The sequence below is a fragment of the Pseudonocardia nantongensis genome, assembly GCF_046546495.1.
GTDB classification, from domain to species: Bacteria; Actinomycetota; Actinomycetes; order Mycobacteriales; family Pseudonocardiaceae; genus Pseudonocardia; species Pseudonocardia nantongensis.
Genome location: NZ_JBKGXT010000024.1, coordinates 1 through 19,994, shown reverse-complemented (window position 1 = coordinate 19,994; position 19,994 = coordinate 1). Strand labels below are relative to the sequence as shown.

22 protein-coding genes and 1 tRNA gene are annotated in these 19,994 nt (G+C 71.4%); 11 read left to right on the top strand and 12 right to left on the bottom strand.

From position 1 onward, the window contains the following. From dnaG to ACLFMI_RS22440, 3 genes are read left to right on the top strand one after another with little or no spacing between them, the layout of a single operon-like run. Positions 1 to 1,866, top strand: a complete 1,866-nt coding sequence (dnaG, locus tag ACLFMI_RS22450; protein WP_410949913.1) for a DNA primase — start codon at positions 1 to 3, stop codon at positions 1,864 to 1,866. After that, complete coding sequence (locus ACLFMI_RS22445; protein WP_410949912.1) at positions 1,863 to 2,381, top strand: hypothetical protein; 519 nt, start codon at positions 1,863 to 1,865, stop codon at positions 2,379 to 2,381. Before dnaG ends, ACLFMI_RS22445 begins: the two co-directional genes overlap by 4 nt. Next, complete coding sequence (locus ACLFMI_RS22440) at positions 2,378 to 3,151, top strand: trans-aconitate 2-methyltransferase (RefSeq protein ID WP_410949985.1); 774 nt, start codon at positions 2,378 to 2,380, stop codon at positions 3,149 to 3,151. Before ACLFMI_RS22445 ends, ACLFMI_RS22440 begins: the two co-directional genes overlap by 4 nt. A gap of 3 nt (positions 3,152 to 3,154) precedes the next feature. Here ACLFMI_RS22440 and ACLFMI_RS22435 read toward each other — a convergent pair whose 3' ends face one another. Then, on the bottom strand, positions 3,155 to 3,352 hold the full coding sequence (locus ACLFMI_RS22435; protein ID WP_410949911.1) for a hypothetical protein: 198 nt from the start codon (positions 3,350 to 3,352) through the stop codon (positions 3,155 to 3,157). A gap of 179 nt (positions 3,353 to 3,531) precedes the next feature. Here ACLFMI_RS22435 and ACLFMI_RS22430 point away from each other — a divergent pair. Then, positions 3,532 to 3,603: transfer RNA gene (locus tag ACLFMI_RS22430), tRNA-Asn, on the top strand. Between the two features lie 56 nt (positions 3,604 to 3,659). Here the strand turns inward: ACLFMI_RS22430 and ACLFMI_RS22425 are convergent. The 10 genes from ACLFMI_RS22425 to ACLFMI_RS22380 all read right to left on the bottom strand — a co-directional run bounded on the left by ACLFMI_RS22425 (position 3,660) and on the right by ACLFMI_RS22380 (position 12,007). Beyond that, positions 3,660 to 4,811, bottom strand: a complete 1,152-nt coding sequence (locus tag ACLFMI_RS22425) for a tyrosine-type recombinase/integrase (protein WP_410949910.1) — start codon at positions 4,809 to 4,811, stop codon at positions 3,660 to 3,662. A 56-nt stretch (positions 4,812 to 4,867) separates the two neighbouring features. Beyond that, positions 4,868 to 5,059 (bottom strand): helix-turn-helix transcriptional regulator, encoded by a 192-nt coding sequence (locus ACLFMI_RS22420; RefSeq protein ID WP_410949909.1) that lies wholly within the window; start codon positions 5,057 to 5,059, stop codon positions 4,868 to 4,870. 59 nt (positions 5,060 to 5,118) lie between these two features. Then, complete coding sequence (locus ACLFMI_RS22415) at positions 5,119 to 6,651, bottom strand: replication initiator (RefSeq protein WP_410949908.1); 1,533 nt, start codon at positions 6,649 to 6,651, stop codon at positions 5,119 to 5,121. Continuing rightward, positions 6,651 to 6,983 carry a hypothetical protein gene (locus tag ACLFMI_RS22410; protein WP_410949907.1) on the bottom strand — a complete coding sequence of 111 codons (333 nt, stop codon included), beginning with the start codon at positions 6,981 to 6,983 and terminating at the stop codon, positions 6,651 to 6,653. The genes ACLFMI_RS22415 and ACLFMI_RS22410 overlap by 1 nt, the downstream gene beginning before the upstream one ends. Next, a complete protein-coding gene (locus tag ACLFMI_RS22405) occupies positions 6,980 to 7,921 on the bottom strand; it encodes an FtsK/SpoIIIE domain-containing protein (RefSeq protein WP_410949906.1) in 942 nt (313 codons plus the stop codon). Before ACLFMI_RS22405 ends, ACLFMI_RS22410 begins: the two co-directional genes overlap by 4 nt. A gap of 13 nt (positions 7,922 to 7,934) precedes the next feature. Continuing rightward, positions 7,935 to 8,744: a hypothetical protein gene (locus ACLFMI_RS22400; RefSeq protein WP_410949905.1), complete on the bottom strand. Its 810-nt coding sequence runs from the start codon at positions 8,742 to 8,744 to the stop codon at positions 7,935 to 7,937. Between the two features lie 113 nt (positions 8,745 to 8,857). After that, positions 8,858 to 9,181: a hypothetical protein gene (locus ACLFMI_RS22395; RefSeq protein WP_410949904.1), complete on the bottom strand. Its 324-nt coding sequence runs from the start codon at positions 9,179 to 9,181 to the stop codon at positions 8,858 to 8,860. A gap of 135 nt (positions 9,182 to 9,316) precedes the next feature. Next, the gene (locus tag ACLFMI_RS22390) at positions 9,317 to 9,874 is read right to left on the bottom strand and encodes a flavoprotein (RefSeq protein ID WP_410949903.1); all 558 of its coding nucleotides are present in this window, start codon (positions 9,872 to 9,874) and stop codon (positions 9,317 to 9,319) included. Between the two features lie 5 nt (positions 9,875 to 9,879). Further along, a complete protein-coding gene (locus ACLFMI_RS22385) occupies positions 9,880 to 11,085 on the bottom strand; it encodes a helix-turn-helix domain-containing protein (RefSeq protein ID WP_410949902.1) in 1,206 nt (401 codons plus the stop codon). 40 nt (positions 11,086 to 11,125) lie between these two features. Continuing rightward, positions 11,126 to 12,007 (bottom strand): helix-turn-helix domain-containing GNAT family N-acetyltransferase, encoded by an 882-nt coding sequence (locus tag ACLFMI_RS22380; RefSeq protein ID WP_410949901.1) that lies wholly within the window; start codon positions 12,005 to 12,007, stop codon positions 11,126 to 11,128. Positions 12,008 to 12,102: 95 nt separating this feature from the next. Here ACLFMI_RS22380 and ACLFMI_RS22375 point away from each other — a divergent pair, with 95 nt between their 5' ends. From ACLFMI_RS22375 to ACLFMI_RS22345, 7 genes are all read left to right on the top strand, one after another. After that, on the top strand, positions 12,103 to 13,446 hold the full coding sequence (locus tag ACLFMI_RS22375) for an FAD-dependent oxidoreductase (RefSeq protein ID WP_410949900.1): 1,344 nt from the start codon (positions 12,103 to 12,105) through the stop codon (positions 13,444 to 13,446). An 89-nt stretch (positions 13,447 to 13,535) separates the two neighbouring features. Continuing rightward, entirely contained in the window at positions 13,536 to 14,708 is a 1,173-nt protein-coding gene (locus ACLFMI_RS22370) for an MFS transporter (protein WP_410949984.1), read from the top strand. Positions 14,709 to 14,815: 107 nt separating this feature from the next. After that, entirely contained in the window at positions 14,816 to 15,154 is a 339-nt protein-coding gene (locus ACLFMI_RS22365) for an ArsR/SmtB family transcription factor (protein WP_410949899.1), read from the top strand. A gap of 15 nt (positions 15,155 to 15,169) precedes the next feature. Then, positions 15,170 to 16,276 (top strand): ACR3 family arsenite efflux transporter, encoded by a 1,107-nt coding sequence (gene arsB / locus ACLFMI_RS22360; protein ID WP_410949898.1) that lies wholly within the window; start codon positions 15,170 to 15,172, stop codon positions 16,274 to 16,276. Positions 16,277 to 16,301: 25 nt separating this feature from the next. Continuing rightward, positions 16,302 to 16,706 carry an arsenate reductase ArsC gene (locus tag ACLFMI_RS22355; RefSeq protein ID WP_410949897.1) on the top strand — a complete coding sequence of 135 codons (405 nt, stop codon included), beginning with the start codon at positions 16,302 to 16,304 and terminating at the stop codon, positions 16,704 to 16,706. A gap of 56 nt (positions 16,707 to 16,762) precedes the next feature. Beyond that, positions 16,763 to 17,983, top strand: a complete 1,221-nt coding sequence (locus ACLFMI_RS22350) for an APC family permease (protein WP_410949896.1) — start codon at positions 16,763 to 16,765, stop codon at positions 17,981 to 17,983. A 719-nt stretch (positions 17,984 to 18,702) separates the two neighbouring features. Next, entirely contained in the window at positions 18,703 to 19,077 is a 375-nt protein-coding gene (locus ACLFMI_RS22345) for a hypothetical protein (RefSeq protein WP_410949895.1), read from the top strand. A 146-nt stretch (positions 19,078 to 19,223) separates the two neighbouring features. Here ACLFMI_RS22345 and ACLFMI_RS22340 read toward each other — a convergent pair whose 3' ends face one another. Next, on the bottom strand, positions 19,224 to 19,571 hold the full coding sequence (locus tag ACLFMI_RS22340) for a tyrosine-type recombinase/integrase (RefSeq protein WP_410949894.1): 348 nt from the start codon (positions 19,569 to 19,571) through the stop codon (positions 19,224 to 19,226). Positions 19,572 to 19,994 lie beyond the last annotated feature (423 nt).

Here is a 19,994-nt window from a genome sequence, read left to right as displayed (position 1 = left end):
GTGGCGGGACGGATCCGGGACGCGGACATCACCGAGGTCCGTGACCGCTGCCGCATCGAGGAGATCGTCGAGGAGTACGTGGCGCTGCGCCGCGCCGGCGCGGGCTCGCTGAAGGGGCTCTGCCCGTTCCACGACGAGAAGACCCCGTCGTTCAACGTCCGGCCCTCGCACGGCACGTTCCACTGCTTCGGCTGCGGCGAGCACGGCAGTGTCATCGACTTCGTGATGAAGATGGAGGTCATCGGCTTCCCGGAGGCGGTCGAGCGCCTCGCCGAGCGGGTCGGCGTCCGGTTGACCTACGAGGGCGGCGGCTCCTCGGTGCAGCGCGACCGCGGCACCCGCTCCCGGTTGCTGGAGATCAACAGACGCGCCGCCGAGTTCTACGCCGAGCAGCTCCGCACGCCGGCCGGGCGGCCCGCCGCGCAGTTCCTCGCCGACCGCGGGTTCGACGAGGCCGCGGCCGAGAAGTTCGGCTGCGGTTACGCGCCCGCGGGCTGGGACACCGTCACCAAGCACCTGCTCGGGCTGGGCTACCAGCTCGACGAGCTGATCAAGTCCGGGATCGCCAAGGAGGGCAGGCGCGGCGCGATCGACCGGTTCCACCGCCGGCTGATGTGGCCGATCCGGGACCTGGGCGGCGACGTCGTCGGGTTCGGCGCGCGCCGGCTGTTCGACGACGACGGCATCGAGGCCAAGTACCTCAACACCTCCGAGACGCCGGTCTACCGCAAGACGCACGTGCTGTTCGGCCTGGACCAGGCCAAGCGGGAGATCGCGAGGACCCGCCAGGTCGTCGTCGTCGAGGGGTACACCGACGTGATGGCGATGCACCTGGCCGGGGTGACGACGGCGGTGGCCTCCTGCGGCACGGCGTTCGGTTCCGAGCACATCTCGGTGATCCGCCGGCTGATCGGCGACGACTCGTTCGACCGCGGCGAGGTGATCTTCACCTTCGACGGTGACGACGCAGGCCAGAAGGCCGCGCAGAAGGCGTTCGAGGGCGACCAGAGCTTCGCGACCCAGACCTACGTCGCGATCGCGCCGGACAACCAGGACCCCTGCGACCTGCGGAACAACCACGGTGACGCCGCCGTGCGCGACCTGGTCGCCCGCCGCGAGCCGCTGTTCGAGTTCGCGATCCGGACCGAGCTGCGCAACCACCGGCTGGAGTCCGCGGAGGGCCGGGTGGCGGCGCTGCAGCGCACGGTGCCGCTGGTGGCCCGGATCAAGCGCGAGGACCTGCGTGACGAGTACGCCCGCCGGCTCGCCGGCTGGGTCGGATGGGAGGACATCGCGGTCGTCGTCCGCCGGGTGCGGGAGACCGCGGGTGCGCCGGTCGAGGGCCGGTCCCGGCGCCGCGCGGCCCCGCCCGCGCCGCCCCGCGACGACGCCCGGCTGCACCTGCAGCGGGAGGCGCTCAAGGCCGCGCTGCAGATCCCCGGCGTCGCCGGGCCCGGGTTCGACGAGCTGCCCGAGTCCGGGTTCACGCACCCGCAGTTCGCCGCGGTCCGGCGCGCGATCATGGTCGCCGGCGGGGTGCAGGCCGGGCTGGAGGGCCCGGAGTGGCTGGACGCCGTCGCCGCCGAGGTCGCCGGGGACGAGGCGAAGCGCCTGGTCAGCGAGCTGGCGGTGGAGGGACTGGAGCTGCCGAGGCGCAATCCCGACGAGGTCTCCTACGTCGGTGGCGTGCTCGCCGGGGTCCGGCTCGCGCTGGTGGAGCGCGAGATCGCCGACCTGAAGTCGCAGCTGCAGCGGACCAACATGACCACCGACTTCGAGGAGTACAACGAGCTCTTCGGCGTGCTGGTCCCGCTGGAGCAGTACAAGATCCAGTTGCGGCAGCAGGCCGCCGGGACGGCCGGATGAAGGGCTTCCTCGGGCGGCTGCTGGGCCGCGATCCCGTGCCGGCGACGGTGGCCGAGCACCTCGCCGCCGAGGAGGCGGTCGTCGCGACGGCGACCGCCAACGGTGGCGGGATCCTGGTCGTCACGTCGTGGGGGATCTGGCCGCCCGGCGAACCGCCCGAGCGGGTCGGCTGGCACGAGATCGGCAAGGCCGCCTGGGACAAGTCCGCCCTCGTGGTGATCCCGACCGTCGCCGAGGAGATCGCCCCCGGCACCGAGCTGCTGGCCGATGCCGGGCCGCGCCGGTTTCGGCTGGCCGAACCGGGGAAGGTGCCGCAGGCCGTGCAGGAACGGGTGACCGGGTCGATCCGGTCCCGCAATCACCGTGAGCTGCCCGGCGGCGGGGCCTGGGTGCTGCAGCGCAAGGTGCCCGGCCGGGACGGCCTGGTCGTCCAGGTCCGGCCGGACGTCGGCACCGACCCGATCGCCGCCCGCCGGCTGGCCGAGGGGATCGCGGCCCGGCTGCCGGAGAACTGAGGGTGCCGAGCTGGGATCCGGTGCTGTACCGGGCGTTCGACGACCACCGCACCCGCCCGTTCCTCGACCTGCTCGCCCGGATCGGGGAGCCGGCGCCGGAGCTGCCGCGGGTGGTCGACGCCGGCTGCGGCCCCGGGCACCTCACCGGGCTGCTGGCACGGCGCTGGCCTGCCGCGACGGTCGAGGCGTTCGACTCGTCCCCGGACATGGTCGCCACGGCCCGGGCCGCCGGGGTGGACGCCGCGCAGGCCGACATCCGGGACTGGACGCCGCCGCGGAACACCGGTGTCGTCGTCAGCAATGCGGTGCTGCACTGGGTCCCTGAGCACCCCGGCCTGCTGCGCCGCTGGATGGCGTCGCTGGCGCCGGGCGCGTGGCTGGCGGTTCAGGTGCCCGGGAACTTCGACGCGCCGTCGCACGTGCTCACCCGCGAGGTCGCGGCCCAGCCGCGGTGGCGCGAGCGGATCCTGCTGCGCGGCACCGAGAGCGTGCTCGATCCGCTCGGCTACGCCGACCTGCTGACCACGGCCGGGGCCGAGGTCGACGCCTGGGCGACGACCTACCTGCAGCGGCTCGACGGCGACGACCCGGTCCTGCGCTGGATCTCCGGCACCGCGCTGCGCCCGGTCCGCGACGCGCTCGACGACGACGCCCACGCCGCGTTCGTGGCCGAGCTGGCGCCGCGGCTGCGGGCCGCGTACCCGCCGTCCGCGGACGGCAGCACCTGGTTCCCGTTCCGCCGGGTGTTCGCGGTCGCCCGCAAGCGCTGAAGGCTAGGCGCCGCGGGAGCGCTCGCCCCGGGCCCGGCCGATCACGTTCTCCACACCGGCCTGCGCGACACCGGCCGCGCCCTGCACCGCCGGATGGTCCACGGCACGGTGGTAGGCCCGCACCAGCTGCTCGTATCGCTCGTGCCCGGCCCGGGTGCCGAGCACGTACCCGACGGCGACACCCACGAGGAACCTGACCATGCCCCTCACCTCCTCGGTCCGAGGCCGACCGTACCGGGTGGCCGCGGCCCGCCCTCCGGCACCCGTGCACCGCCGCGACCAGCACGGACGGCGTCCGAACGGGGGGTTGCCGCAGCGCTCCGGAGGGTGTTGTAGAGTTTTTCTTGTTGCCGGGCCGACGGTCTGGGCAGCGTGAACAGTCCTCCGTAGCTCAATGGCAGAGCACCCGACTGTTAATCGGGTGGTTACTGGTTCGAGTCCAGTCGGAGGAGCACATTCCCCAGGTCAGAAACATGATCGGGATTTCCATTTCACGATCACCCGGCGCTTACCCGGCGGAAACGTCCATCGGCGGCCCTCCGTCGTCATCGCCTGTGTCATCCTCGCGGGCCGAGCGGTAGGCCTCGTCCAGGGCATCCGCGGCGTCCTCGTTGAGAATGCGACGGCCGAAGTAGACGTCCTGCGTCATCGACACCCGCGCGTGCCCGAGCTGATCGGCAACGTCCCGCGCCGAGAGGCCCGCCCGCTCCATCCAGGTCGCCGCGCTCTTGCGGAACACGTGGCTCGTGACCCAGCCGAACTCGTCAGACCCGCGCGCGGTGCGCAGATCCCGCGAGGTGTTCGACGGATCGCGCCAGCCACCGAACGAGTCCGGGAACAACGGGCCGTGCGAGCCCGCTTCCAGCTTCCGCCGGCGCAGCATCGCAACAGCGAATCGCGGGAGCCGCAGCGTCCTTTCCCCGGACTCGGTCTTGGTCGCCTTGCGGATCAGGCCGACCCCTTTGCGGCGGATGATCGTGTGCTCGACGACGACCAGGCGCTCGGTCAGATCGACGTCGTCCCAGGTGACGGCCAGAGCCTCGCCGATCCGGACTCCGGTCGCCAGCATGAACTCGCACAGGTCCGGCAGGTCCTTACGGTGGGCGGCTGGATCGGCGGCCAGCCGGCGCACCCAGCGCTGCCGCTCCTCCACCGTGAGCGCCCGCGGCGACCGGCGGGCCGGTCCGCTGATCCGCCCGACGTCACGGGCCGGGTTGCTCGGGATCGCGCCGTAGCGCACCGCCAGGCCGAGCAGCCCGGACAGCACCGTCCGCGAGACCTTCGCCGTCCCGGTGCCTTTGTGGAGCTGCATGGTCTGGATGACGTGATCCAGGCGCGGGACGGTGACCTCACGCAGCCGCAGCTCACCGAGCGCCGGCAGGACATGGGTGTCCAGCGTGAGCCGGTAGAGCTGGGCGGTGTTCGGCGAGCGCTGCCCGGTGGTGACGAGCTGGTCGACCCGGGTCATCCACAGCTCGGCAGCCTCACGGAGCCGGGAATCGCCGTTCAGGCCCTCACGCGGTCCCTGCTGCGCGCGGTCCCGCAGGTGCTCCCGCAGCCGGTTCTTGGCGATGGCCGCGGTCGGTCCGGTGCGTTCGACTTTGCGGGTGACGCCGTCGAGGTCCCGGAACCGGGTCGAGGCGCGGATCTCGCTGGTCACGAGCGTGGTCGTGTGGATTGCACCGTAGGTGCCGATCGGCAGAGGAGGGCGAGGCATCAGCCGGCCTCCCTGTACTGCTGATCGAACCAGGCGCGCACGTCGTCCGGGCGGTACCGGACGTACCGGCCGACGCGGGTGCCCTTGGGCCCGTAGCCGGTCCGGCGCCAGTGGTAGATCGTCATCACGGGAACGCCCAGGTACGTCGCGACGTCCTGCACACCCCACAGCCGTCCTGCAGCTCGCTCCATCGCGGTCCCTCCGTGGATCTCGTCCTGCGTAGCGCTGGTGCCCTTCATCGGTATGCCTCTCAGATGGCGGTGGTCAGCTCCTCACGCGCGGTCCGCCTCCTGGCTCTGGCCTGGGCCGCAGCGGTGTTCGCCAGGAGCGCGTCAGCGGTGGTGTGCCAGCCGATACCCGCGTACTGCAGCGAGGAGATGACGACCTCGGTGGTGTCCTCGTCGTCGTCGAGTCGTTCCCCATCGTCGGGTACGGGTCCTGCCGTCGAGTGTTGACGCTGCCAGTCGCGGCGAGCCTGCCGGAGCGCGGTCAGCGTCGTCGAGTACCGCCGGGAGCGGGTGGAGAAGTGGCCGGCGAAGCCGAGCATGTGCGCCCACCGCCACAGCCGGCCCCAGGACGTCGCCCACTCCTCGGGATCCCAGCCGCCGGGACGCTGGCCGAGACGCCAGCAGGCATCGATCTGACGGCCGGTGTGCGTGGCCAGGTTCGTGTACGAGCGGACTGTGTCCGGCCGTAGCCGGGTGGAGAGGTGCCCGGCGGTCTCGGTGGCCTTGGTGGCGTACTTGGCGAGGTAGGCGGCGACGGCGGTCGTGGTGATCTCGGCGCGGTTGTCGAGATCGGTCGGTGCGAGCCGGACGGGGCGGGGGTCGACCTGGGCGCCCCACTCGATCCACCAGCCCGAGGGCCGGTAGGGGTGCGGCTCGGTCAGGAACCCGGTCCCGGACACTGCGGAGCGCAGCAGCAGTGCCACCTGTGCGGCGGAGACGCCGGGCGGTGGCGGCAGGGTCAGGTGGGACAGGTTCGGATCCGGGTCGCGGCCGTCGAGCCGGACCAGGGCGTGTAGGTGCACGGCTCCACGGGCTTGGAACTCGGCGACCTTGGTGTAGCTCAGGCGCAGCTTCGCTTTGGTGAGCTTTTCGAGATGGCGCAGTCCGCGGTTGGCGGCGATCATCGTGCGGCGCCAGAGTTCGCCGACGTGCATGTTCCACACCGCCTGGTGCGGGTGGTCGTAGCAGTCCAGGCACAGCGGCTGCCCGGCCCGCGGGTCGTCCTCCGGGTGGCGCTCCCAGCAGGCGTGCGGCACGTCGTGCGCGCACACCGTCTCGTCCCGGCGCGGGCGGCAGGGGAGAAGCCGGCCGCGGGAGTCGGTGCGGTGGGCGTGGACCGGGCCGAAGGAGGGCGCGGTGACGGTCAGGAACACGCACGGGTGCCCGGCGACCGTGACGGGGGTGCCCTTGCCGCCCACCAAGCCGGCGGTGACGAGCTGGAACGTGTCCGCCCGATACGTCTCGGCACAGGACGGGCAGACCGAGGCGCGGCGGTTGCCGCAGGCGGTGTAGATCAGCCCGTCGGGCATCTCGGCGGTGTGCCGCTCACTGGCGATCCGGCCGGTGGACTGTTCGAGCCGGTAGACGGTGCCGGAGAGCTTGACCGGGTGCGCGCACCCGGCGGCGGGGGCGACGTGGTTGAGCCAGGCCGTGTGGTTGTCCCGTCGGCTGGCGGAGGCGACGAGTTCGGCTCCGGGGGTGTCTGCGGCCAGGCGGGACAGCCGTCGGGCCGCGAGGGCGTCGACGGTGGCGTGGTCCCGACCGGCCGTGCTCATCACGCGGTCCCGGTCTCGTGCTCGGCGACGGCGGTGACGGTGGCGGCCTGCTGGTGCCAGTAGCGGGCGACGCGGTGAGCGTTCTCGCGGGCGCCGAGCACAGCGCGGTAGAACACGAGCGGGGTGGTTCGGTCGTCGAGGACGTGGCGTTCGAGCACCGCCCACCACCGCACCCGGCGGGCGTGCAGCGCGGCCAGGATCCGCCAGTGGTGATCGAGAGTGATCTTTCCGCGCTCGTAGCGCGCGTCGGCGTGCCACATCGCCGCGCCGGTGCGGCCGAGCCCGGCCTCCACCATCTCCGGCACCGACGGCCGGTCTCCGGTGGCGGTCATGACCGGCTCCGGGCGTCGTCGACGTCCTGGCCGTCGGTGCCGTGATGGGCGCGGCGGTGCAGGGTCGCGCGGTCGGCGAGAGCGTAAACCTCGTCGTCGGAGAGGTAGGCGGCCTTGACCCGCCGCGGAATACCGCCCTCGGCGAGCAGGAACCCGATCCCCTTGGCCTCCGGGGCCACCGACGCGGCGGTGTAACCGCGACCCGCCCAGCCGTGGCCGAGGACGATGTCCGAGCTGGTGTCGGTGGTGCAGCGAAACGCCCACCGGTAGCCGAACAGGTCCCGCAGCGAGGTGGGGATGATGTCCGCGGACGGGCGCTGCGTGGCCGCGACGACGATGATCCCGGCCGCGCGGCCGCGGGCCACCAGGTCACGGACCAGGACCGAAAAGGATTCTTGCTCGCGTTTGGTGCCGACGGTCGCGGCGAAGTACGCCAGCTCATCGAGCACCACCACGATCGGCGAGACACCGTCGTCCGGGGCGATCTTGCGGCGCCGCTCGTCGTCCAGGACCGCGTACCGGGAGTCCATCTCCGACTGCAGATCCAGCAGGGCTTGGATCGCGTCATCGAGGCTGTTGGCGACGAACCGCTCTGCGCAGGAGCGCCAGAGTCCGAGTTCGACGATCTTGCCGTCGAACAGCCACAACCGACAGTCGGTCGACAGGGCGGCGTGGGCGACGATGTTGTTCAACCCGACGGACTTGCCGGCGCCGGGCTCCCCGGCGAGCAGCATGTTGCGGTAGATCAACGGGAGGCGGAGGGGACGGCCGTCCTCGCCGACGCCGAGGTGGATCGGCTCCCAAATCGACGGCCCTGCGGTCGCGCGGCGCTCACGGCGGCGGGCCGCGTACTCGTCGGCCCAGCGGGCGAGCACCAGCAGCGGGCGCACCAAGCGGCCGGGCTTCGGGCCTGCGATCGGATCGACGGGCAGGGGCATCGTGTGCGGGTGCTCAGACATAGTCCGACCAATCCCCATCACGGGCCTCGGGCTGCGGGCCGTCGATCGCCGAGCGTGGCGCCGACGGGAGCACCGGTCGGGCCGGCTCCGGCCGCGGGACCGGGACGACCGGAACGTCGGCGTTGTCGATCGACCAGCCCTCGCCGCGGGGATCGCCCGAGGCCCAGCGGAACAAGTCGGAGCGGATCAGGTTCGGAGCCAGGGGGTCGCGGCGGATGATCTCGACCCGGACGACGTTGATCGATGAGGGCCAGGCTGTGATTCGGCATTCGCGGGCGAAGCAGGTCGCGGCCAGTTCCTCGGCCTGATCTTCCACGGTGTGTGGACCGATGCCGGCACGCAGGAACAGCCACACGACCTCGCCTACGCGGGTCGGGCGAGCCCAGAGGGTGAGCGGGCAGGCGCGAGAGCGGGAGTTGAGCACGCGACACTCGAGAAGGGCCTGCCGGACCCGGTGGCGGGTGATGACGGACTGGGCGCGGTGGAACAGGAACCGGCGCGTCCACGGCAGAGCCACGAGCAGCAGCGCGATGACAACGAACAGGCCGGCGCGGGTGGTCGTGGCCAGGCCGGTGCCGGGGATTTCGACCGTGGTGTCGTCCGGGCCGGGCGCATGGTCCGGGGCGAGCGCCACCCACACCGTGAGTAGCAGGGCGAGGACGAACAGCTCTGCGCGCAGCCGCAGCAGCAGCGCGAGGATACGGACGACGGGGTTGCGGGGCGGTGCGGAGATGATCTCGAAGGAGTCGACGCGGGATTTGCCGACGCCGAACGTCCGGGCGGGCGAGGCGTTGCGAGGCATGTAGATCGGCCTTCCAGGCGCAGGGCAGCGGGAGGCGGGGAGCGCGAGCAGTGCCGGCGGAGAGAACCGGGGCTCCGGGGAAGTGAGTCCCGGCCCTCTCCACCGACCAGGCGTCAGGACGCCTTGGAGGCCGGGGCGTGCGCCGGCTCGATCCGGTCGGCCTTGAACGCCACACCGGAGCGCTGGCCCTGCTGCCACGGGATCGCGATCAGCCCGACCGGACGCACCTCGGCGCCCTGCTCCACCTGCGGGGCGCCCGACGTGGTGATCGAAAGGATCTCGGCGCCCTCGTCGTCGACCTTCACCAGCTGCGTGGTGAACAGCGGCGCCCCAGTCTGCCGGTCCTGGCGCTGGCGGCCTTCCATATCGTTCTTCGGCCGAGGAGCGGCACCCACCGTGAAGCGGGTGCCGGTGGTGTCGACCTTGATCATCGCCATGACGGTCCTCCTGGGACTCGCGCCCTGTCGTCCCGACCTCTCGGGGAGCGCCTACCTAGGAAAACCGCAGTTCAGAGCCTCAACCCGCACAAAAATGCGACCCGCACAGACGTACGGGTCGCACAGCTTCCAGGGTCAGGAGTCGTCGCCGGGAAGGGCGGCAACGGCGTCGACGATCCAGCGTGGATCGAAGCCGTCGACGACCTGTTCACCGATACCAGAAGGCAGGGGCTCGGGCCGGGTGACGTCGCCGACACGCGGGTCCAGGAACCGGACACCGGCCGCGGTGAGCCAGTCGAGAGTGCCGTCCCAGGTCGGGTGGCCCCAGAGCCGGTCGTTGACCATGAGCGTGGCCAGGACGGAGGCGCCGGTGCCGAGGGCATCGCACAGAGTTCCGGTCACGTGATTGTCCATGATGCCGGCGGCGATCTTGTTGGCGGTGTTGAACGTCAACGGGAATGCGACGACCTGTTCCGGCCGTGGTGTTCGACGCCGCTCTGTGGCATGGCGTCGACGAGTCGCGACGGCGTGCTCCCCGATGACGGCGAGCTTGTCCGGATCGACCCACTCGGCCCCGGCCTCGCTGACTCCGATCGAGAGAGTCCAGCCCTCATCGGTCAGGGCCCGAGCGACGTCGATCGCGCGGGCTGCCAGCGGTGCGCCGCAGACCACGAACCCGAGCGGTGCCGTCATGGCATCTAGTCCAGCACACCGGCCCGGGTCGCGAGCGCCTGCAGTGCGTTCCCGTTGCCGCGCTTGGCGCGGGCCAGCATCTCCCGCATGATCTCGCGGGCCATGACGTTCTGCGCGACAGCCTCTGGCGCTGCCTTCTCCGCGGCCAGCAGATTCAGCGTGGCTTCGGCATCCCGTCGACGCTGGGCCTGCGCCCACGCGAGGTCGAGGTTCACCTGAGCCCGCCGCGAGAGCAGGCCAGCCGGAAGTGCATCAAGGTCCACCTCGGCGGCCGCGTCGAGTGCTGCAGCCGGGTCCCCCAGCTCGGCCGCAACGGATACCCGGTGGATCGCAACGTTGGTCGGTCCGAACGCCGTCCAGGCGTAGTTCGCGTCGTGGCCGAGAAGCCCGGCGAGTATGGACGCTTCGGCAAGCCGCCGGTCGGCCTCCCACCTGTCGGTCCGGCGCGCGGCGATCACGGCCGCGATCAGCCACAGCGCACCCGTGACGGACACGAGCGCCGGATCATCGGAGCGCGCCAGAGGGCGGAGCTGCTGTGCCATCCGCATTGCGAGTTGCTCGGCCTGGTCGACCTGGTCGGAGCGCAGAAGCGCGGTCACTACCTGGTAGATGGCCATGCCCTGCGCCGCGGGTGAATCGGCGCGGCCGGCGGCCATCGCCGCCCGGTCGGCAGCCACGGCGCCCAGCTCCCCAACTCCCAGCTTCGTCAGGAGCTTGGAGGCGACGACGTAGGCATCGACGTACGACAGAGCCGCCTCGCGATCGTCCGAGCCGGCATTCGTCAATGCCGAGTCGGCATCGGTCACGAGCTGTGGAATAGCCCGGATGACATTCGCGTATTTCGCGGCCTGATAGTCGAAATGTGAGGCAGACGCCTCGCCCCGCAATTCTGCGAGGTTCGGCGGCGGTGTGTCCCCGCCGAGCAGGCCGGTGTACTGGTTCAGCGCACTGCGGACGTTCTCGATCCCCTCGGCACGTGGACCACCGTTGGGAGCGAGTTGCCACGGCGCGCCGGTCAGGGCCTGGACCTCGACATGCAGGATGCGCGAGAGATCAAGCAACACAGACATTCGGTCGACCGACCGGACGCCACGCTCGACCTGTGAGAGCCAGGACTCGGAGCGTCCGACGAGCCCTGCGAGCGCGGCCTGGCTGAGTCCACGACGGCGCCGGTAGGTGGCGATGCGCTTGCCTATCGAGTCGTCGGCCATTCACCTATTCTCCCACGAAGTGTATGATCATCTCAGTCGTTCAGTGTTGATTCGCCTTAGCGGAAATTGTGGACTGGCTGCGGTCGTCGGCACGTCGTTCGAGGAACACGGTGTCCCGCCACTGGCCGTGGTGCTGTCCGATCCGTTCGCGCACGCCGAGGGTGCGGAAACCGGCTGAGTGGTGGAGGGCCAGACTCGCCCGGTTCTCGGGGAAGATCGACGTCTGCAGGGTCCAGAGGCCTGCGTCGTCGGCCGCGCAGACCTGGTGGCGGATCAGTGCCCGGCCGATGCCGCGACCCCGGTGACCATCGGTCACGTAGATCGAGGTCTCGGCCACGCCCCGGTAGACCGGCCGGGCCGAGACGGGACGGGCGGCAGCCCATCCGACGACCTCGCCGTCGAGTTCGGCGACCCAGAGGTGGCCGGGTAGCCAGTCGGCGTCCAGGTCTGTGCGGTCGGGGACCTCGGTCTCGAAGGTCGCGTGCCCGGTGGCGATGCCCTCGGCGTAGATGCGCAGGACGTCGTCCCAGTCGGCGTCGGTCATGGCGCGAACGGTGACGTCCTCGGGGACGTCGTCGGGGCAGCAGGGTCCGGGTGCGAGCAGCCCCATGACGGCGTCGGCGGCGTGTGGGAGTCCGGTGCAGCAGTTCGGGTTGACCGTGACCTGGGTGGTGGTGCCCTCCTTGCGGAGGGCGACGAAGCCGGTCTCGGCGAGCTTGCGCAGGTGATGGGAGCAGGTGGCTTGGCTGATGCCGACCAGCTCGGCCAGGCGGCCGACCGGGACCGGGTGTCCGGCGGTGGCGACGGCGTGCAGCAGTCGGACCCGGACCGGTTCGGCGAGGCAGGCGAACCAGTGCGCGTAGGTGGCGGCGTCGTCGCCGGGGAGCTGCGCCGGCTGCGGGTCGGTCACGAGCACGCTCATGCCGTTCAGTATCGACGACGATTGATGGTTGCGTCCATCGATACGGGGCGATAGATTCCGGCTTCTATCAATCGATAGACGTCGATGGAGGCATGATGGACGTGAACGTGGAGCTGCCGGTCGTGGTGGTCGGAGCCGGGCCGGTGGGCTTGGCCGCCGCGGCGGAGCTGGCCGAGCGAGGGATGGAGCCACTGGTCCTGGAGGCCGGGGCGGCCCCGGCCGCGTCGGTGCGGCAGTGGGGTCACGTGCGGCTGTTCTCGCCCTGGGGCTGGCTGACCGACCCGGCCGCGGAGCGCCTGCTCGCCCGGTCCGGCTGGACGGCCCCGGACTCCGATGCCTATCCGACCGGAGCGGAGTGGGTGGCCGACTACCTCGCACCGCTGGCCGCGGCGCTGGGAAACCGGGTACGGACGGGCGTGCGGGTGGTCGGGGTGACCCGTCGCGGACGGGACCGCGTGGTCGAGGCCGGCCGTGACAGCGAGCCGCTGATCGTGCGGACCGACGGCGGGGAGCGGATCACGGCGCGGGCGGTGATCGACGCGTCCGGCACCTGGACGACCGCGAACCCGCTCGGCGGCGACGGCCTGCCCGCGAGCGGCGAGCTGCAGGCCGGGCGGCGGGTGCGGGCGGCGATCCCGGATCTGAGCGATGCGGGGGAGCGGGCCCGCTACGGCGGCCGGCACGTCGTCGTCGCCGGGTCCGGGCATTCGGCGCTGACCGCGCTGGCCGGGCTCGCGGCTCTGGCTCGTGAGGTGCCGGGCACCCGGATCTCGTGGGTGCTGCGCCGGTCGGGATTCGGGCAGGTGTTCGGCGGGGGCGACGCCGATCAGCTCCCCGCTCGTGGGGCGTTGGGGGTTCGGGCGTCCGAGGCGGTCGAGGTCGGTCTGGTGGAGCCGGTGTTCGGGTTCCGCACCGAACGCGTCGAGCAGGTCGCGGACGGGCCGGTGGTCCTGATCTCGGACGAGGGCCACAAGATCGATGACGTCGACGAGGTGCTGGTGCTGACCGGTTTCCGCCCCGAGCTGGGGTGGCTCTCGGAGGTGCGCACCGAGCTGGACCCGACCCTGCAGGCCCCGGCCCGGCTGGCGCCGCTGATCGATCCGAACGTGCACTCCTGCGGCACCGTGTACCCGCACGGCGCGGCCGAGCTCACCCACCCCGAGCCGGGCTTCTACCTGGCCGGGATGAAGAGCTACGGGCGCGCGCCGACGTTCCTGGCCCGCACCGGCTACGAGCAGGTCCGCTCGATCGCCGATGCCCTGACCGGTGATCACGAGGCCGCCGCGCGGGTCGAGCTGGTGCTCAACGAAACCGGCGTCTGCGGGGGTGCCGGCCTGTTCGACGCCACCGACTCGACCGTCGAGACGGAGTCGGGCAGCGGCTGCTGCGGCCCCGCGGTTCCGGGCGAGGAACCGGCTGGGGGAGCCTCCTCGTCGTGACCTCCGACGAACCGCGTACCCGTCCCGCCTGTCGCGAGGAGAGGCGGAACGGCGCGGCAGGCCTCACGCCACGAGGACGGTGGCGGGTCCTGGTCGTCCTGTGCGTCACGGAGATCACCAGCTGGGGGGTGCTCTACTACGCCTTCCCGGTGCTGGCGCCGACGATCGCGGCCGACACCGGCTGGTCGGTCCCGGCGGTCACCGCGGCGTTCTCCGCCGGGCTGGTGGTCTCCGCGCTGGTCGGGATCCCGGTCGGGCGGCTGCTGGACCGGCACGGCCCGCGCTGGCTGATGACCGCCGGATCGGTCGTCGCCGTGCCCGCGACACTGCTGATCGCCGCGGCCGGCTCGTTCCCGGCGTTCGTGGCGGCGTGGCTGCTGGCCGGGGTCGCGCAGGCCGCGACGTTCTACCCGCCGGCGTTCGCGGCACTGACCCGTTGGTGGGGCTCCGACCGCGTCCGTGCCCTGACCGGGCTGACCCTGGTCGCTGGACTGGCCAGCACGGTGTTCGCTCCGCTGGCCGCAGCGCTGCTGGGGCCGTTCGGATGGCGCGGCACCTACGTCGTGCTTGCCGTCGTCCTCGGCGTGATCACGATCCCGGCACACCTGTTCGGGCTACGTGGGCCCTGGCCCGACCCGGTCGCCGACCCCACGCCTCACGGCACCTCGCCCGCGGTGGTCGACGGCGACCCGGACCGGATCCGGCGCAGCCGGGCGTTCGTGTTGCTGGTCGTCGTGATCACTCTCGGGGCGTTCACCGGGTTCGCCGTCACCGTCAATCAGGTTCCGTTGCTGCTCGACCGCGGCATGTCCACCGACCTCGCTGCCTGGGCTCTCGGACTCGGCGGGCTCGGTCAGGTCCTCGGTCGCCTCGCCTACGGACCACTCGTGCGACGCAGCACCGTTCGTGGCCGTGCCGTGGCGGTGATGGCCGCGCTGGCCGTGACCACCGTCCTGCTCGCCGTGCTGCCCGGCCCGGTGTGGGCACTGATTGCGGGAGCGATGCTCGCCGGCGCGGCCCGCGGGATCTTCACCCTGTTGCAGGCCACCGCTCTGTCCGATCGCTGGCATCCGCGTGTCTACGGTCGGCTCAACGGCATCCTGTCCGCTCCCGTCATGATCGCGGTTGCGATCTCCCCGTGGGCTGGGAGCGCCTTGGCCGGTCCGCTGGGCGGCTATCCTGAAGTATTTCTCCTACTGGCCGGAGCTGCGGCGGTTGCCGCCGCACTGGCGAGTGGCACGCTGCCACGCCGAGCGTCGTGAGCCCGTTGCCATGGAGCGGCCGTGGGTCCCTGATCTGCCCATTTGACGTAAGTTTCGACGCTAGTCAAACTAGAGGTGTGTCGAATCAAGAGTCGGTCTGTGGCTCCATGCTTGTCGAGCATCCTCTCGACGGGCCGGAGTCGGTCGAGCTGGCGCGGGTGTTCAAGGCGATGGGCGATCCGGTCCGGTTGCGGCTGCTGTCGCTGATCGCCTCGCACGCCGGCGGCGAAGCCTGCGTGTGCGACCTGTCCGGAGTCTTCGAGGTGTCCGGCCCGACGATCTCCCACCACCTCAGGGTGCTGCGCGAGGCAGGGCTCATCACCGGCGAGCGACGCGGGACCTGGATCTACTACCGCGCCGTTCCGGCCGCGCTCGGCCGCCTCGCCGGCCTGCTCACCCCCGCCGCCGGCAACGACATCCCTGCGGCCACCGCACCCGCGAACTGACGTACGAGGAACGACGTGACCACCCGGAACACCACCACGGACGCGGACGACGGCGCCGTCGTCGCCCGCCTGTCGACCCTCGACCGGTTCCTCCCGGTCTGGATCATCGCCGCGATGATCGCCGGACTGCTGCTCGGCCGCCTGGTCCCCGGACTCGCCCCGGCGCTGGACACCCTGGCCGTCGACGGTGTCTCGCTGCCGATCGCGCTCGGCCTGCTGATCATGATGTACCCGGTGCTGGCGAAGGTCCGCTACGACCGCCTCGACACCGTCACCGGCGACCGCAGGCTCCTGATCACCTCGCTGGTGCTCAACTGGGTCCTCGGCCCGGCACTGATGTTCGCGCTGGCCTGGCTGATGCTGCCCGACCTGCCCGAGTACCGGACCGGGCTGATCATCGTCGGCCTGGCCCGCTGCATCGCCATGGTGATCATCTGGAACGACCTGGCCTGCGGCGACCGGGAGGCCGCCGCCGTGCTGATCGCGCTAAACTCGGTGTTCCAGGTCGTCATGTTCGGCGTGCTCGGCTGGTTCTATCTCGTCGTGCTGCCCGGCTGGCTCGGCCTGCCCGTCACCGACGTGTCGTTCTCCACCTGGGACATCGTGACGTCGGTACTGGTGTTCCTCGGGATCCCGCTGCTGGCCGGGTATCTCACGCGCCGGTTCGGGGAGAAGGCCAAGGGCCGGGCCTGGTACGAGGAGACGTTCCTCCCGCGGATCGGGCCGTTCGCGCTTTACGGGCTGCTGTTCACCATCGTGCTGCTGTTCGCCCTGCAGGGCGACGCGATCACCTCCCAGCCGCTCGACGTCGCCCGGATCGCGCTGCCGCTGCTGGCCTACTTTGCCCTGATGTGGGCCGGCTCGTACGCGCTCGGCCGGGCGGTCGGGATGGGCTACGAACGCACGACCACGCTTGCGTTCACCGCCGCGGGCAACAACTTCGAGCTCGCCATCGCGGTCGCGATCGGCGCCTTCGGTGTCACCTCCGGGCAGGCGCTGGCCGGGGTGGTGGGGCCGCTGATCGAGGTGCCGGTGCTCGTCGCGCTGGTCTACGTGTCGCTGTGGTTGCGTCGCAGGCTGTTCCCTGGCGCTGCCACAGCACGTCGGCACAGCACGCGATGATCCCGTCCACCCCCAAGGAGCCACCGTGACCGCGGTCCCCGAAGTCCTGTTCGTCTGCGTCCACAACGCCGGCCGCAGCCAGATGGCTGCCGCTCTGCTCGCCCGCCACGCAGGCGGCGCCGTGCGGGTCAGCTCGGCCGGATCGGCGCCGGCGGAGAGCATCAACCCCGCGGTCCGCGAGGTCATGGCCGAGATCGGTCTCGACCTCGGCACCGAATTCCCGAAACGTCTCACCACCGACGCGGTCGGGGCAGCCGACGTCGTGATCACGATGGGGTGCGGCGACGCGTGCCCGGTCTTCCCCGGTAAGCGCTACCTCGACTGGCACCTCGCGGACCCCGCCGGGAAGACCGCCGAGGAGATCCGCCCCATCCGCAATGACATCGATGCTCGCGTCCGCACCCTGCTCGGCGAGCTGACAGCCGGGTAAGGGGAAGCGTGAACCAGCCGGGACTGACCCGGCGTCTGGGAACGCCGGACGCTGTCATGATCGGCCTCGGGTCGATGATCGGGGCGGGAGTCTTCGCCGTCTTCGCCCCCGCGGCGCAAGCGGCCGGTTCGTGGCTGCTCGTCGGGCTGGTGATCGCCGCCGTGGTCGCCTACGCCAATGCGACGGCCTCGGCGCAACTGGCCGCGCAGTACCCGCGTTCGGGTGGGACCTACGTCTACGCGCGCGAACGTCTGGGGCCGTGGTGGGGCTTTCTCGCCGGCTGGGGGTTCCTCATCGGCAAGACGGCGAGTTGCGCCGCGATGGCGTTGACTTTCGCCACCTACGCGGTGCCGGAGCCATGGCAGCGTCCGTCGGCGATCGCGGCCGTCGTGTTCCTCGCTGCGGTCAACTACCGCGGCGTGACGCGAACCGCGTTCCTGACCCGGGTGCTCGTCGTGATCGTGCTGGTCATCCTCGCCGTCACCGTCGGGTTGGGACTCTCGGCGGTTGCGGGCGGGGCATCGTCGCCGGCGGTGCCCGCACGGCCGGTGTCGGGGTACGGGGTACTGCAGTCGGCCGGGTTGTTGTTCTTCGCCTTCGCCGGTTACGCGCGGCTCGCCACGTTGGGCGAGGAGGTGCGCGAGCCGGCGCGGACGATCCCGCGCGCGATCGTCGTGGCGTTGGGCGGCGCGGTCGTGGTGTACGCGGTCGTCGGTGCGACCGTGCTGGCGGTGCTCGGTCCCGACCGGCTGGCCACGGCGGTCTCGCCGCTCTCGGACATGGTGCGAGCCGGTGACCACGGCTGGGCCGTCCCGCTCGTCGCGGCCGGTGGGGCACTGGCCTCACTCGGTGCACTGCTCGCCCTGATCGCGGGTGTCGGGCGGACGACCCTGGCGATGGCACGCGCGCGTGATCTCCCGGTGGTTCTGGCCGCCGTGCACGAGCGGTTCCGGGTCCCGCACCGCGCCGAGATCGCCGTCGCCGCCATGGTCTGCGGGCTCCTGCTCGTCGTGGATCTGCGCGACGCGATCGGGTTCTCCTCGTTCGGCGTCCTGGCCTACTACCTGGTCGCGAACCTGGCAGCGTGGTCGCAGGACGGGCACCATCGGCGTTATCCGCGAGCACTGCAACTGGTGGGCATGATCGGATGCGGTGTGCTGGCGCTCACCCTGCCGTGGCAGTCGGTACTCGCCGGGACGGCCGTGTTCGCCAGCGGAGCTCTCCTGCGGGCCACTCGCATCGTGATCGAGCACCGTCGCCGACAGTCCGAGGCGTGACGTCTACCTGCGATAGCGCGCAGCAGTATTCAACGACCGCGGCCAGGCGCGGACGAACGATCTCGATCTTGCCTCAGGGGCTCCGGCTCGCTACGCCGTGCACCTCGGAGGACCAGCCACGACTGTTCCGTCAATGACGGGCCCGCTCGCAGGTGCTCGGCACGGCTTGCGGGGATTACCGCCAGGTTGGCGCTCACGCCTGATGGAGCCGTCTCCGTCCGGTTGGTGAGGACTTTCTTTACGTCTTCAAGCCGGCCCTGACGGGCCGGACGGGCGGCGTCGCTGCCGGCCGCCTCCTGCCTCCGGCCCGGCGACCGGCGCGCGCACGCCCGCCACCGCGGACCAGCTCGAAGGTGAGAAGGTCGTACCGCCGGGAGGGACAGGAAGTGCGGCCACGAGCAGAGGCCAGGCGCCCGAGCAGAACGCCATCAACGAGCCGGGCCGGCTACCACGACGCAGGGGCTATGCCCCTCAAGGCCGGGGCGGGCCGAGACATCGGGTGGACCGCCTCCGGCGGGGTCCTGACGGCCCCGAAGCGTCACACGGCCTCCCTCAATTTCAAGGGTGCTGCGCATCGGCTAGCGCCGACGGCCTGACGGCCGCCCTTGAGATCGAGCCTCCGAGGCCATGACAGGCGCTCCGCGCGGTGGCGGGGGAACGCACCCCGCCCCCCTCAGCTCGGGGCCGACAGGCCCACGACCGTCGCGGAGGCCAGCATCATGCCCACCTACTCGCAGATGTTCGACACCATGCGCAGCTGGAACGCCTGGAACGGGGCCGACTACGGCGGCCGAGTCGCCGAGGCCGAGGGACGCCACAGCACCGCCCAGGATCACCGCGCGTTCCGCGACGCCCGCACCGTCGACCCGCTCCACGTCCTGCGGACCACGTTCGAGCTGATCGAGTCCCTGCACGCCGGGCGCTGGGACATCATCACTGAGGCCCGGAACCGCGGAGCCACCTGGGACGAGGTCGGCCGCGCTATGAATCAGCGCACCGAGGCCGTCCGGTGCGAGTACGCCGCGATGGTCGACTGGGTCGCAACCCACCGTCCGGACTTCGTGGACCTCGGCCGGTACCGCGCAGCGCTGTAGGCACCGAGCGGGTCGGCCAGGCGTACATCGTCTGGTCCGGCCACCGCTTACCTCCCGCTACCCGTCGCCAACGCCCACGAACGCCCCGCGCCGTCACGGGGCCCGAGATGCTTCTCCTGCAGGTCATGGCTGGTTTTCGCCACCGCTCACGAATGCTGCCAACGTGGACAGAGAGTCGGGTGGTTACTGGTTCGAGTCCAGTCGGAGGAGCACTTTTCCCAGGTCAGGGGCTCGTGGTAGGTCGCCCGGCCACGATCGGACACCGTTTGGTGGACGGGAACGCCTACCGGTGCACCTCCCTCATCGTCGTTCGGGCCCCCGCGGGCGGCCTGGTAGACGTCGTCCAGGGCGTCGGCGGCGCCATCGTTGAGGATCCGACGGCCGCAGTAGACGTCCGGGGTCATCGACACCCTGGCGTGCCCGAGCTGGTCGGCAACGTCCCGCGCGGACAGGCCGGCCCGTTCCATCCAGGTCGCCGCGCTCTTGCGGAACACGTGGCTCGTGACCCACGCGAACCCGTCGGAACCGCGCGTATCGCGCAAGTCCCGCGAGGTGTTCGAGGGGTCACGCCAGCCGCCGAGCGAGTCCGGGAACAACGGGCCGCGCGAATCACTGCGCGCGGCTGGCGTCGGGGCGGTGAGAGGGACGCTGCTCCCCCGAGGAGTCGCCCCGTCTCACCGCCTCGACTGCGACCGAGCCACGGGGTGGCCTCGGCCGCGCCTGCACCTTCGATACCCCCGAACGGTGCAGGAGATTCGGTTCAGGACCGAGCGACCTGCACGTCGGTCCTGGTCAAGTCCTGTGGCGTGGTGTGTGACGGCTGACGCGTGATCGTTCTGGTTCAGGCGCCCAGCGCCGGGATGCTCGGGGCCGAGATGGCCTCCTCAGCGGTTGTGTCGGGGTCGGTGGCGGCGCGG

Coding starts and splice junctions, on each gene's coding strand:
- ACLFMI_RS22445 (WP_410949912.1), top strand. CDS start 1,863: ATGAAGGGCTTCCTCGGGCGGCTGCTGGGCCGCGATCCCGTGCCGGCG.
- ACLFMI_RS22435 (WP_410949911.1), bottom strand. CDS start 3,352: ATGGTCAGGTTCCTCGTGGGTGTCGCCGTCGGGTACGTGCTCGGCACC.
- ACLFMI_RS22420 (WP_410949909.1), bottom strand. CDS start 5,059: ATGGAGCGAGCTGCAGGACGGCTGTGGGGTGTGCAGGACGTCGCGACG.
- ACLFMI_RS22415 (WP_410949908.1), bottom strand. CDS start 6,651: ATGAGCACGGCCGGTCGGGACCACGCCACCGTCGACGCCCTCGCGGCC.
- ACLFMI_RS22410 (WP_410949907.1), bottom strand. CDS start 6,983: ATGACCGCCACCGGAGACCGGCCGTCGGTGCCGGAGATGGTGGAGGCC.
- ACLFMI_RS22405 (WP_410949906.1), bottom strand. CDS start 7,921: ATGCCCCTGCCCGTCGATCCGATCGCAGGCCCGAAGCCCGGCCGCTTG.
- ACLFMI_RS22400 (WP_410949905.1), bottom strand. CDS start 8,744: ATGCCTCGCAACGCCTCGCCCGCCCGGACGTTCGGCGTCGGCAAATCC.
- ACLFMI_RS22395 (WP_410949904.1), bottom strand. CDS start 9,181: ATGGCGATGATCAAGGTCGACACCACCGGCACCCGCTTCACGGTGGGT.
- ACLFMI_RS22390 (WP_410949903.1), bottom strand. CDS start 9,874: ATGACGGCACCGCTCGGGTTCGTGGTCTGCGGCGCACCGCTGGCAGCC.
- ACLFMI_RS22385 (WP_410949902.1), bottom strand. CDS start 11,085: ATGGCCGACGACTCGATAGGCAAGCGCATCGCCACCTACCGGCGCCGT.
- ACLFMI_RS22380 (WP_410949901.1), bottom strand. CDS start 12,007: ATGAGCGTGCTCGTGACCGACCCGCAGCCGGCGCAGCTCCCCGGCGAC.
- ACLFMI_RS22375 (WP_410949900.1), top strand. CDS start 12,103: ATGGACGTGAACGTGGAGCTGCCGGTCGTGGTGGTCGGAGCCGGGCCG.
- ACLFMI_RS22365 (WP_410949899.1), top strand. CDS start 14,816: ATGCTTGTCGAGCATCCTCTCGACGGGCCGGAGTCGGTCGAGCTGGCG.
- ACLFMI_RS22350 (WP_410949896.1), top strand. CDS start 16,763: ATGATCGGCCTCGGGTCGATGATCGGGGCGGGAGTCTTCGCCGTCTTC.
- ACLFMI_RS22345 (WP_410949895.1), top strand. CDS start 18,703: ATGCCCACCTACTCGCAGATGTTCGACACCATGCGCAGCTGGAACGCC.